This window comes from Streptomyces sp. NPDC048734 (assembly GCF_043198675.1).
Lineage (GTDB): Bacteria > Actinomycetota > Actinomycetes > Streptomycetales > Streptomycetaceae > Streptomyces.
In genome coordinates this window covers 483,128-495,353 of sequence record NZ_JBICUZ010000004.1, presented here as the reverse complement: position 1 = coordinate 495,353, position 12,226 = coordinate 483,128, and the positions used below count along the sequence as shown (strand labels likewise).

9 protein-coding genes and 1 pseudogene are annotated in these 12,226 nt (G+C 68.5%); 3 read left to right on the top strand and 7 right to left on the bottom strand.

The features are described from left to right. Positions 1 to 131 precede the first annotated feature (131 nt). The 3 genes and pseudogenes from ACGFQC_RS14620 to ACGFQC_RS14610 all read right to left on the bottom strand — a co-directional run. Positions 132 to 325: pseudogene (locus tag ACGFQC_RS14620) on the bottom strand (ISAs1 family transposase); the annotation flags it as partial. Between the two features lie 146 nt (positions 326 to 471). After that, complete coding sequence (locus tag ACGFQC_RS14615) at positions 472 to 1,710, bottom strand: PE-PGRS family protein (RefSeq protein ID WP_363092199.1); 1,239 nt, start codon at positions 1,708 to 1,710, stop codon at positions 472 to 474. Further along, positions 1,703 to 3,802, bottom strand: coding sequence for an AAA family ATPase (locus ACGFQC_RS14610; protein WP_363092200.1), 2,100 nt, complete (start codon positions 3,800 to 3,802; stop codon positions 1,703 to 1,705). Before ACGFQC_RS14610 ends, ACGFQC_RS14615 begins: the two co-directional genes overlap by 8 nt. Positions 3,803 to 3,951: 149 nt before the next feature. Between ACGFQC_RS14610 and ACGFQC_RS14605 the strand changes: the two genes are divergently transcribed. Beyond that, the gene (locus ACGFQC_RS14605) at positions 3,952 to 4,350 is read left to right on the top strand and encodes a hypothetical protein (protein WP_363092201.1); all 399 of its coding nucleotides are present in this window, start codon (positions 3,952 to 3,954) and stop codon (positions 4,348 to 4,350) included. A 23-nt stretch (positions 4,351 to 4,373) separates the two neighbouring features. Here ACGFQC_RS14605 and ACGFQC_RS14600 read toward each other — a convergent pair whose 3' ends face one another. Together ACGFQC_RS14600 and ACGFQC_RS14595 are read right to left on the bottom strand one after the other, a co-directional pair. Continuing rightward, a complete protein-coding gene (locus ACGFQC_RS14600) occupies positions 4,374 to 5,669 on the bottom strand; it encodes a hypothetical protein (RefSeq protein WP_393288208.1) in 1,296 nt (431 codons plus the stop codon). Between the two features lie 97 nt (positions 5,670 to 5,766). Beyond that, positions 5,767 to 6,246 carry an ATP-binding protein gene (locus ACGFQC_RS14595; RefSeq protein ID WP_363092214.1) on the bottom strand — a complete coding sequence of 160 codons (480 nt, stop codon included), beginning with the start codon at positions 6,244 to 6,246 and terminating at the stop codon, positions 5,767 to 5,769. A 167-nt stretch (positions 6,247 to 6,413) separates the two neighbouring features. On the opposite strand from ACGFQC_RS14595, the gene ACGFQC_RS14590 reads away from it, so the two are divergent. Continuing rightward, a complete protein-coding gene (locus tag ACGFQC_RS14590) occupies positions 6,414 to 7,265 on the top strand; it encodes a helix-turn-helix transcriptional regulator (RefSeq protein ID WP_363092203.1) in 852 nt (283 codons plus the stop codon). Further along, positions 7,262 to 7,447 (top strand): DUF397 domain-containing protein, encoded by a 186-nt coding sequence (locus ACGFQC_RS14585; protein WP_363092204.1) that lies wholly within the window; start codon positions 7,262 to 7,264, stop codon positions 7,445 to 7,447. Before ACGFQC_RS14590 ends, ACGFQC_RS14585 begins: the two co-directional genes overlap by 4 nt. A gap of 59 nt (positions 7,448 to 7,506) precedes the next feature. Here the strand turns inward: ACGFQC_RS14585 and ACGFQC_RS14580 are convergent, their stop codons facing one another. Together ACGFQC_RS14580 and ACGFQC_RS14575 are read right to left on the bottom strand one after the other, a co-directional pair. Continuing rightward, entirely contained in the window at positions 7,507 to 9,252 is a 1,746-nt protein-coding gene (locus tag ACGFQC_RS14580; RefSeq protein ID WP_363092205.1) for a GTPase, read from the bottom strand. Beyond that, positions 9,245 to 12,217 carry a GTPase gene (locus tag ACGFQC_RS14575; protein WP_363092206.1) on the bottom strand — a complete coding sequence of 991 codons (2,973 nt, stop codon included), beginning with the start codon at positions 12,215 to 12,217 and terminating at the stop codon, positions 9,245 to 9,247. Before ACGFQC_RS14575 ends, ACGFQC_RS14580 begins: the two co-directional genes overlap by 8 nt. Between the last annotated feature and the right edge of the window lie 9 nt (positions 12,218 to 12,226).

Sequence of the window (12,226 nt, the reverse complement as noted above, 5' to 3'; positions counted from 1 at the left end):
GGGAGGTGCACCGAAACCTCGCCGCTCCGCCCGGGGGTTGGTTCACACACGGTCTTGACCAGCCGCGCACAACGAGGGGTGTCTGCGGGGCGATGGCAGGGCCCCGGCGTTCGCCTCGGATGTCCGGTCGATCATGTGATGCCGTAGAGGGCGAGGACGTGGTGGCGTTCGGTGCGGGCTCGGCGTCCGGCAGTGTCGACGTACCCGGCGGGCGTGAGTGCGCCGCGGACCACGGCGGGTAGGCCGGTGTACTGCGGGCCCTGACCTGGGACTTGTCCTCACCGAAGACGGCATTGTGTACCCAGTGGACGGTGTTCTCCACGGTTCAGTACCCGCGGACCCGGACGGCGATCCCGCCCGCGAGGGTGCGAGGCATGAGCTGGGCAGGGAAAGGACGAAACGTTGAGCCGACCATCCCCTGGGGACCTCACCGTCCATGGCTGCTGTCGCCGAGCGGGCGGCGCGTGTTGGTCAGCGAAGCACTGAGCCGATCCACGTTGCCGCCTGCTCTGGTGTAGCGCGGGTGTCGACACCGAGGACGCGGATGTTGCCCAACGGGCCTTTGGGCCCCCGCACCTTGAGCGTCCGCTGGGTGTTACAGCCTTGCTGGGGGTGGACGATGACGGAGACCGGGACGTCGGCGGGTGCGTAGCCGCCGCTGTAGGTGAGGAGTTGGTGGACGTCGGCCGCGCTCACGCCGTGGCGGTCGTAGCGCTTGTACTTGGCGTCCACGGGCAGCAGCGTGCGATGTGCCGGGTCGGGCCCGGGAAGGCTGAGAAGGAGGTCGGGCCGGAAGGTCGAGGCGTTGCCCAGGTCTCCGCGGACGGTGATGCCGGCGCCGCTTCCGCCGGGTACGGCGTGGCCGCCGCGCGGGCCGGCTGCCTCGGTGCCGAGACGGCGGACGACGGCCTCCCAGAGCGCGGGCATGGCGAGCAGGAGACCGTCCGCCGTGGTGCCGTGGTCGGTGAGCAGATCGGTCACGCCTCCTCCGCGCAGCAGCAGGCGGGCCCACGTGTGGGCGGGGCGGTAGCGGGCGTTCAGGCGGGTGTAGTGGGTGCGGTCCAGAGCGCGGAGCGCCGCGGCCGGGGTCGGCGCCTGGGGGAAGGCGCCGGCGATGTCGTGCAGGGCGCGCCCCAGGCCGGGACCGGTGGTCAGACCGAGCGTCGCCTTCAGTGCGCTCCCCAGAACGCGGTTGTCCCAGATGTCCGCCTCCCGGTCGAAGGTGCGGACATGTAGCTGGTCCAGTTGTCCGTAGCGACGGGTGGCCTGGGCGGCGAAGTCCAGGCGCCCCCGGAGCACCGGCTCGACACTCCGGCGGCGTACGTAGTCCCGGCGCAGTCCCTCCCGCAGCAGCCGCTCGCACTGTTCGAGCAGGGCGGCGGCGACCAGGTCGGCGTAACCGTCGGGGCCGGTGGCCCAGCGCCTCGCCGTCGCCGGGACGGGCGTACCGAGGGCGTAGGCGAGCCAGCTCATGAGCTGCTCTCCCGGAATGGCGAACTTGGGGGTGATGACCACGCGGACACGGTCCAGGACCAGGACCCCGACGGTCGCGTCGGCCTTGAGGCGCCAGCCGGTGCGCTCCCTGGTCAGGGTGAGGCAGCCCCGCGCCTGGAGGGCGTGCAGACGGTCGACGTCCCGCTCGGTGAGTTGACCGGGCTCCAGCGGGGCGGACTCGTACTCACCGAGCTGGACCGGGGTGCGGTCAGGCATCCTGGCCGGTGACGCCGCTGGTGAACTCGGTCGCCAGCGCGTCCGCCAGGTCCTGCGGGGACATGAGGCGCGCACGCCCGGTGTCGGCGTCGACCAGGTCGCCGAGGATGCGGTGCAGCAGTTCCGCCCGGCCGAGGCAGTAGTCCTCCAGGAGCGGGATCACCTCGTGGTGGAAGGCCGCGGCCAGGTCCTCCTCGGTGGCGATGGGCTCACCGTCGCGCAGCAGGTAGGCGTGCCCGATCTGGTGGTCGGCGTCGAGATGGCGGGCGATACGGCTGTTGAGGGACTCGAAGAACGCCGCCAGGTCCAGAGGGCCGACGGTCCCGGAAACCGCGTCCGGGTCCGGGCCCACGGGCAGGAACGCGAAACGGCGGCGGACCGCGGCGTCCAGGTGGCTGATGCTGCGGTCCGCGGTGTTCATCGTGCCGATGACCCGGACGTTCGGCGGGACGGAGAAGCGGCGCTTGCTGACGGGCAGGGCGACCGGCAGATTCCGCTTGTCGAGTTCGAGGAGCGTGATCAACTCGCCGAAGATCCGCGGCAGGTCACCGCGGTTGATCTCGTCGACGATCAGCAGGAACGTCTGGTCGGGATGGGCTGCGGCCCGGCTGCACAGACTGTGGAACAGGCCGTCCGTGAGCGCGAGGGTGAGTCCCGGGCCGGTGGCGCTCAGGTCCGGCTTGAAGCCCTCGACGAAGTCCTCGTATCCGTAGGAGGGATGGAAGGTGACCAGGCGGACCCGGTCGCCGTGCAGCATCTCGGCCTGCGCCGCGGCACGTTGGGCGGCGTCGGCACCGAGCACGTCCGCGCGGCCGTCCAGGGCGAGGGCGACGCCGAGCGCGAGCCGCGTCTTTCCCGTACCGGGCGGCCCGTGCAGGATCACCTGCCCCTTGCGCTCAAGCGCGTCCAGTACGGCCTGTACGTCCTCGGGCAGCACGACCGGCGTGGCCTGCGGTGTGTGGTTCACGTCCCCACCGGAAGCGACCTGGGGCGCGGTGAGCTTCGCGAAAAGAGCCGGGTCGACCTTGGCGAAGGTGGACCGCCACTGCTTCGGTTCCGACAGCCTCCGCGCGTACGACAGGTCCCAGTCCACCGGGACGACGTGCTGGAACTCGGGCCGCTCCACTTCGAACCGGTAACCGCCACTGACCGTGCCGATGGCCAGGACCTCGTCCACTCCCCGGTTGGCCACGATCCGGTCGCCCTCCTCCAGGTCGCGGAAGGCCAGCAGCCGACGGGCGAGCGTCAGGCTGCCCCCGCTCCTGCGGGGCCAGTTCGCGTCCAGGGCCTGCTTGAGATCCGTGTCGCTCTGGTACAGGCCGAGGTCTCCGAGCTGGTCCCACCCGACCCGGATGACTCCGTCCGCCCGGCACTCCTCCCACAGACGGCCGCGCTCGCCCGGGGCGATCTTCCAGATGGTGCGCTGCCTGGGCCGCGGGTCGAAGTGCTCGTACAGGAAGTGCATCACCTCGTGCCGGGTCCAGCCCGCGAACTCCTCACGCGAGCGGACCAGTTCCAGCAGGCGACGATTGCTTCCCCAGGCCGGCGCATCGCCTTGCGTCGAGCCGCCCAGCAGAGTGACGAACCGGCGCAGGTGCTCTCCCGCGTAGATGGGCAGGAAGTGCTGCGGGAAGTAGGTCGCCAGCGACTTCGTCACCAACGTCGTTCCGTACCGCAGCACTTCGAGGTCGTCCAGCGCCTCGAAGTCCCCTGCCCCGACGGCGTCGAAGGCCTGGACGAACTGTCCGCGCAGTTCCGCCCAGGCGTCCTGCGGGTCCATGCCGCGCAGGGGAGCGGCCATTCGCCATTCGCCGGAGTTGTGGTGGTACATGATGTGCTTCGCGGCACTGCCGCCCTTGATGCTGCCCAGGTGGGGAGTGCCGAACTCCATGAGTCGGCAGTACGTCGGCCCCGACCCGGGCGGCGCGCCCTGCCCGAGGGCGTAGCGCTCCAGCGGCAGCTCCGTCCACTCCTCCAGCGGAAACTGGGACAGCACCTGCTTGCGCTCGTCCTCGGCAGCCGACTCGGCGTCCGCCACGGCGGTCCGGTCGAACCCGGCCGCCGCCGTGCGCACATCCACCCCGTTCGTCATGGAGGCCATGATGCCGGAGCGCGGGGTGGTGGTTCCCTGTATGCGGCGAGGTCGGCCGACTTCCTGCGCGCGGGTCGGGCGGCTGGCACGATGCTCAGCACGGCGAGGCAAGTTCCTCTGCGGCGGGCGACACGGTGACGGGAGAGATCGTGCAGGACTGGATCTACATCCTCAATCCGAACAAGGACACTTTCGACGGAGAGCCCTCCGACAAGGAGACCGTGCGTCGCCTCGCTCACGAGGATCCCGAACTCGACCTCTGGCTCAGTCGGCGCAACCGCATGAACTCGGGCGACCGACTGTGGTTCTTCTTCAGCCGTCCGGAGTCGGCGGTGGCGGCGGTGGCCGAGGTCGACGGCGAACCGCGCGAGGACCCCGACGACCCGAAGTTCGGCTATCGGGTCGAGGCGACCTTACTGCCCGAACCCACCGACGCCCTGTACGGCAGCCCGGTGGGCCGGGACGAGCTGGAACTGGGCCAGGTGCGGTCCGTGCAGAAGGTCAAGCCGGGGGCGCTGAAGATCCTGCTGGCGCGGGCCGACCTGTGACGCGGCTGTCGCGAGCAGGACGGCTACCAGGGTTCCAGCCCTTGCTCGGCCGGGTTCGTGTGGGGCAGGAGTGCTTCCTGAGCACGTGAGTTCAGGGCTACGAGTTTGTCCGCTGTGGGGTCGACGAAGAAGACGAACGCCTTGGCGGTGTCGGCGAAGGCCGCTGCTGGGCGGCTGATACCGGATGTCGTGATCACGATGAGCCGCTTGGGCACGTCCTCACCGGCCGCCGCGGCCAGGCCGTTCAGCCGCTGCACCTCGGAAGTGGACAGGTCCCTGGACCGGTTGCGCCACTCGATGTGGAACGCATCGGACCGGATGGGGACTTCGGCGTCCCCTTCCTCGATGTCCCCGAAGCCGAATGCCGTCAGCTGTTCGAGAACCGTGTCGGTGATGTGCCGGGGGCTGGGCGAGCGCCGCGAGGTCCTCGGCCCGGCTTCCTCGTCGAGCTGGTCGATGTCGAGGTCGACGTGCCCCAGCCACTCGGACGGAGCGGCTTCATCTGCGAAGAGGGACTCCTGCCACTCGGACCGGTGCCCGGTGGGAGCCGGTTCCCCACGATCGGCCGGCTCGCACGACACCTCCACGTCCCAAGCCGTCAGACCCTTGCCGAGCACGTCGGCGATGTCCGTCACCGAGGCGTCCGCACGGGGTATCCCCGGCGCGGGCCGCGTGCTGCGCCATAGGTTCCAGGCCAGATCGACACGGCCCCAAGCCCCGCATTCCGCGAGGTACACATCCACCAGCCAGCCGAGAGCGGGTTTGAGTGAGACGCGGACGAACGCGTCGGGGAACTCGGCCTCGACGAAGCTGCCGTCGCGCCCGCCCACGATGTCGAGTTTCGGCGAGTGGCGGGGACCATACGGGAAGTAGCCGTTTCCCGCCGCCACGCGTCGCACTCGGACACCCTGGGCGTCCAGGAGATCGGCCAGCTGGGTCATGTCGGACGGCTCGCTCTCGTTCCAGCGCCACGGTGAGGCAACCGGTACGTCCGCGAGATGCGCCGACGCCACGGCGTGCAGGGCGTCGACGAGCACCTCGTCGGGTGTGTCCAGCGGCCAGAGCGACGGCTCACTGTTGAGTACCGGATCGATCACCGCCCAGACGATCGAGTACCCCATGCGTACCTGCGCCAGCCCGACCGAGCGTCCGCCGGACAGCGTGACCTTCAGATGCATCAGGCGGTTCACGTCGTCGAAGTGCACCCGGTCGGCCAGCTCGGGATGACGTTCGCACAGAGCCTGTTCCAGGCTCTTGAAGTGCAGGTGTCTGCCGAAGGCGGCGACCATGTCACCGGGCGGGAAAGGCAAGGGACACACTCCTGTTGAATAGTGGCGCGGCATGGCCGTGGACGCCGTGATCCGTTGACGGAGCGTAGGTCGGCCGGATGCCGTTGCTCAAAGCGTTCGGCCGTCCTCAATGGCATTGGCCGCGGGATTGACCGGAAATCGCCCTCGGCCCCTCGCCGTGCTGGCCGATCTCCGCCCAGACGGTCTTGCCGGAGGGCGGGCGGGGCTCCGTGCCCCAGCGGTCGGCCAGGGCGTCGACCAGGAGCAGTCCGCGGCCCGACTCGTGGTCCGGGCCCCGCTCCGGGGGGATCGCGGGACGGTACTCGCCCCGCGTGTCGCTCACCGCGATCCGCAGGGTGCCGGCCGCGTCGTCCAGCGTCAGCATCAGCAGGAAGTCGTGCCCCTGGACGCGGCCGTGCAGCACCGCGTTCGCCGCCAGCTCCGCGACGACGTGTTCCGCCCGCTCGATGACTGCGGGTGACATCTCCCAGGCGGTCAGCTGTTCCACCGCCAGCAGCCGGGCGAGCCGGGCACCGCGGCGGGTGGAGGACAGCCGCTGCGCGAACGTGCTTACGGTAGTGCAGATCTGGGGCGTGGAGGCGTGCATGGGGAAACCCTGACGGGCGCGCGGGAGCGCGTTCCAGTAGCGCGGCCCGTACGGTGCGTCAGCGTACGGGCACATTCTGTGGACGGTACGGCGATCTTGCCGTCACGCTGGGTGCTGTCGATCGCGGAGAAACCGCGGAGGACGTACGCACCTGGAGGTGGCCGCGCATGACGGACGGCAGCGACGTGACGGTTTGCGAGGGGGAGCGTGAGCCCGATCCTTCCGACAGTCTGCGGACCTTCGGGGCGGTCGTCCAGGCCCTGCGTGAGCACGCCCAGCTCAGCCGGGTCGAGTTCGCGGCGCTCGTACGGTTCTCCAGGCACACGGTGGAGTCGGTGGAGTTGGGGCGCCGGATGCCCGACGTGTCGTTCGTGGAGCGGGCCGAGGAGGCGCTGGGGAACACGGGCGCGCTGCGGAAGGCGGCCGGGCACCTGACGCGGGGCGAGGCGGGGCTGGCGGCCTGGTTCCGGCGGTGGGCCCGGCTGGAGAAGGTGGCGGTGAGCCTGTGCACGTACGAGTGTCGGCTGGTGCCGGGGTTGTTGCAGTCGGAGGGGTACATGCGCGCCCTCTGTGAAGAGGACATCCCACCCCTGTCGGACGACGCCCTTGAGACCACGGTGCGGGCCCGTATCGAGCGTCAACTGCTTCTGAGGGAGGGGCCCAACACCACCTTCGACTTCATCGTGGAAGAGGCCGTGTTCATGCGTCGTCTGGGAGGGGCGGAGGTTACCCGTGACCTGGTCGACCACGTCTTGGAGGCGATTGCTCCGAGGAACGTCACCCTGCAGATCATGCCGGCGAACTCCGAGCACCACGCATGCATGGCAGGGCCCATCCAGTTACTGGAGACCCCTGAGGGGAGTTGGCGCGGTTACTCGGAAGGGCAGGAGAACGGCCGTTTGATCGCTGACCCGAAACAGGTCAGCCGACTGCACATGCGCTATGCGAGACTGCGCTCGCAGGCCCTCTCCCCGAAGGACTCCGTGGGTCTGCTGGAGCGGATTCGAGGAGCGCTATGAGTACGTCCGAACTCGACTGGTTCAAGTCCAGCTACAGCAGCGCGCAGGGAGACAGCTGTGTTGAGGTCGCCGTCACTGAACAGGTCATCCACGTAAGGGACTCCAAGGAGGTGACGCGCCCACACTTCGCCGTCGGGCGTAAGGGGTGGTCGCAGTTCGTGGGCTTCGCGGCGCGCTCCTGAGCTGAGTCGTCCCGGCAGTGGCGTAGTCACGTTCACCGCCGGGACACCGGCCCGCCGGGTCAGTCGGCGGCAGGCCTGACAAGCTTCTCGGCCTCGTCGCGGAGGCTCTTGATCTCTCCCAACGCTGTCTCACGCTCAGCGCTGATCTCGGCACCCTGCTTCGTGAGACCGCTGAGCGACTGTTCCACCTCGGCGATCCACTCGCTCAGGTGCCGCCCACCGGCGTCAGTGAGACCGGTCCGCTGTCTGTGTGCTTCCTTGTCGAAGTGATCCCTGATCATCTTCCGGTGCTTGTTGATCGCCATCCACTTGCTCTGGTCCTGCGCGACGCTCGTCAGGTCCATCAACGGTCCCATGACCACCAGCGCCATCTGTACCTTGCCGGCCGTACTGGCGACCTTGCTGGCCGCCTTGCCCTTACCCCACGGCTTGAACTTGCCCACGCCGTTGGTGATCTTCCCACTGGCGTCGAGCACCTTCTGGCCCACTTGATGCTTGTTGAGCCAGTTCGCGATGTCGGAGGCCGTGCTTCCCTGCTCGCTACCGCCGGCTGCGACCTTCCCGATCCACTCGTGCATCTTCTTGGCGCCCGTCTTCGCGGCCTTCTCCGCGGCTTCCCTGACCGCACGCGCCAGCGGTGATTCGTCATCCGGGGACGTGTCGATCGTCGGCTCGGGTGAGTCGAGGTCGTTCACCCAGTCTTCAGGCTCAGGCACATCGGTTCCGTACTCGGCGACCAGCGCATCGAACGCTGTCCTCACCGATGAGGAGAAATTGGCGTCGAACTCGGTGCTCGCACGCACCAGTTCCTCACTGACGGCGCGAGCGACGTCGACGGGGACGACGCCGTCCTTCTCCGATATGCCGGCGGCGGCCTTGCCTCCCGCCGTTTTGATCTTGGAAGCGACGACCTCGCTCTCCCTCTCCAGGGCGCTCAGCACACTCTCCTTCGCCTGGGAGATCGACTCCTTGACCTCCTTCGCGGTCTCCGCGGCGCCGAGTTCCTCGCCGTCCAGTTCCCACCTCTGTTCGGCGTCCGCCAGAACCCGGAGGAGTTCGAATGCCTGCGCTCTGGGCCGGACGCCGTCGACACCTGGTGCGATGATGCTCCGCAACTCGGCTGTAAGAGCGTCGACACCGCTCTCCGTGACAAGCATCTCACGCTGAGCGACCGTGAGGTCGGGGTCATTGACTGCGTCGACGTAGTCGCGCGCGTCGGTCGGGACGATCGGGACACGGTCGGCGAAGGGACCGAGTCGCTTGCGAATCTCGTTGAGGATGACGTCGCGATCACTGTTCTCGGCGTTCATCTTGTTGACGACGACCACACTTCGGTCAGCGAACCCGTCGGCATCGAGCGCCTGCAGAATCGCCCTGGTCTCCGCCTCGCCCGGTAGTTCGCTCGTTGTCACGATCATCAGCGCGTCCGCATTACGCACGCCGTGCCGCGCCGCACCGGAATGGCCGTCGTTGCCTGAAAGTGTCCCCGGCAGGTCGACGAGCGTCACGTCGTTCCACGGGTACGGCGTCGGCTCGTGCGTCTTGGGCGCCGCGTCGACGAGTTCATCGACGGCGGCCGGCGGGAGCCGGAGGAGTGCCGCGATGAGCATCGACTTCCCCGCACTGTACGGACCCAGGAGCGCGATCCGCAGCGGGCTCGCGTCGGCATGGGGCAGGCTCGCTGTCAGGCCCCGAGTACGAGGGTGAGTGTTCAGGGTGCTCTCAGCCCGTGCGATCAGCGCGGGTACGAGGGCGTTCAGACCCTCGTTGCTCTCCGACGCGTCAACCGAATTGCCGTCAGTCATCTGCCTTCCCTTCGCTCGCTCCGCGGGTGCCGACGCTCCCGGATTCCGAACAGATCTCGATCCGCTCGGTGAGGACATCGACGAACTGGTCCTTGAAACACGCCCGCACTTTCGCGATGCGGGACGCGTCGGTCCAGACGCGAAGTTCGACGCCCGGCGTACGGCGTGCCCGACGGATTGCCCCCGGGTCCCCGCCCGCAAGGGCCAGGAGCCGGCGCGCCAGGACGAGGTCGATGGCATCAAGGGCGGACCGCACGGACGACCGCAGCCGACGGACCCGCTCGAACCGTTTCCGTGTGCTCCTGATGTCCGCGGACTGTGCTTCGAACTGGTCATCGACTTGCATCTTCGCGTCATGCACGATTCGAGCCAACTGTGCCTCGACACTGTTGAACAGCTCGTCGAGCCCGGCCTCGGCCGCGGCCGTGGTATCGGCCGTCCACTTGTCCTTGGCCTGCCGCAGACGATCAACCTCACTGCTCACCGCTTTTGCCGCTCCGACCAGCGGGTCCAGCGCATAGCTCACTGCCACCACAGCAGGGTTGGCCGTACTGGCACCCGTAGCGAGTTTCTTGGCGATCCCATGGGCGGCGAGTGAATTAAAGAGGGCTGTCGCCGCCCCTTTGGCAGCCGCTGCGCTCAGGTTCCCGATCGATGCGTCAGGAGAGGGTTGTACACGCAGGTGCTTGTCGTCCTGCCGCTCCGCGGTGCTTGCCTGCGCGCGCAGAACCCTCTCCCGTCTCCGCATCTCCTGCTCGAACTCGCTCTCAAGACTCGAGACAAGTTCCTCCAGGTCCAGACCGGTGAGGAAGTCGCTCCATCGCTGCGCGTGATCCACGCCGCCCAGTTCCCGAACCACATCCGGCAACCGTTCTTTGGCACGGTGACGCTCGGCTTCGAGTCGGTCGCGCGTCTTCTGACCCGCGATCCGGAAAGCTTCGAGCAACGCGTCCCGCTGACTCGGCGCCGAGCGTTCGAGTTCGCCGAGCGCGAGGCCGATCTGAGGTAGTTCCTCAACCGCCCGGTCGTGGAACGCGGCGAGCGGCGCCCGCACGCTGTCGGCCAGCCGAACGGCACGAAGCGGAATCGCGCGCTCGGCCAGGAGCCGGGCGAGGGACTGCTCCAGCTCGGGCAGCCTGCTTGCCTGCAGGGCCCTGTCTCCCAGCTCGCGATCTCCCGTGGACAACGCTTCGTGCGCGGCACCGGAGTGGACGGCGAGAACGACGGGCGGTGCGACTCCGACCGCTCGGGAGACCTGCTCGATCCGCACGGCGTGACCCGGCGCCGACGCGAATGCCCTCTCCGGGCGCTGGGCGAAGAGGTGAAGGCGGTCCGGTGAGTTGACGCGTTCCTTCACGTTGACGACAGTGAGCAGAGGCTTTCCCGAGAGGAGGAGTCGTTGGAGTTCGGACGACTCCTCGTCGCGAAGGGTGTCGGCGTAGTTCCATATGACCACGTCGGCGATGTCGCATGCGGCCCGAGCGTGTTGGGCGTCGAAGTCGTCGTCCTTCGCGGCGACGCCGGGCGTATCGAGGTAGGTCACGGAGCCGAGCTCGAACGCGGAGGTCTTCCGTGTGGTGCGGTGCGCACCTCGCCCGATCCCGGTTCGGTCCGCGTCACGGGTGAGGGCTTTGCGGAGCGTGGTCTTCCCGGACTTGGTTCTTCCGGCGATGGCCACGAGAAGCCTGCCTCTCACCGCGGGCATGGTCCGCACGGCATCACGCAGTTCGCGTTCGAGCACCCCGATGTGGCTGATGGCCCCGACGAGATCCTCGCTCTCGATTGCATGCGCTGAGTACGACGTCTGCTGAAGACGTGCCTCGACCTCGGCCCGGAGGGTGGACTGGATATCGCGGTAGGCCGAACGACTCGCGTCCACCGCACCGGACGGAAGCGCGAGCTCGCCGACCAGGGACTCAAGGGCCTCGCGGAGATCTGGTTCGGTTCGCCGCGAGTCCATGGCCGCCGCCACGCGGTCGAACAACTCGATGTTTTTTGTGTACCACGACTCGAACGCTCGTAGCTCGCTGATGTCGGTCCGAGCGACGACCGCCGGCAGTCCCGCCACGAGCCGTGCGGCCGAACTCGTGGCAGGCGCGGCCAGGGACGCGGTCGTGCTCAGGGGCGCCGTCGCGAGCCCGTGCTCGATCACCGCCCGCACGCTGTCGTCCGCGAGCATGTCCAGAGCGCTCCCCGAAACGGCGCCGGTGTCGCGAGCCTTGATCGCCCACACCAGGGCGTCACACCGATCCGATCTGAACCCCGACCGCCCGTCCGGCCCGAGCCAGCGCCACCACTGCGGTCGCACGGACAGGACCGCCTCGTACGACTTCTCCGCGGCGACGAAGTCCCGCACCTTCTCCAGCCGCGCCACCAGATCCCGGTTCCGCAGATCGCGAGCTGCCGAGACACTGTGTCTGAGCACTAGCTCACGCGTGTCTGCCGCCTGCCGGGTTCCTCGGCGACGACTCAGGGCGGTCAACGCGAGTTCGACGTCGATCTCACGGATCGTACGCCAGATCTCCTTGGGCCATTCCTGTTCCGCACGACGACACGGCTCAAGGGCTCCAGGCAGTAGCCGTTCCGCGATCGCCACATCTGCGAGGTCCGCCCGAAGCGCTTCCACCGGCACGCCCTCAAGCGCCTGGAGATGGGACCGTACTCCTTCGAGCCGCATCAACTCCCGGAGGAATCCGGCCCCGTCGGGCGTCAGAGTCCGGCCCAGAGTTGTTGCCAGGCGGACCAGTTCCTGTTCCTCGACGCACGCCGCCGCGGCTTCGGCCACCCGCCGAAGAGTGCTCCCGGAGGGCGGCAGACCGGCACACCCACGCGCTTGGGCGACCGCCTCCACGTCCTTGGCGAGCCTCTCGAGTGAGGCCGGCCCGGCCATGGCGTCGATACCCAACGGCTCCAGCAGGAGGGCCAACACCTCGGCTCTGAGACTCGCCGTGTCATTCACTGCCATGCCATTCAC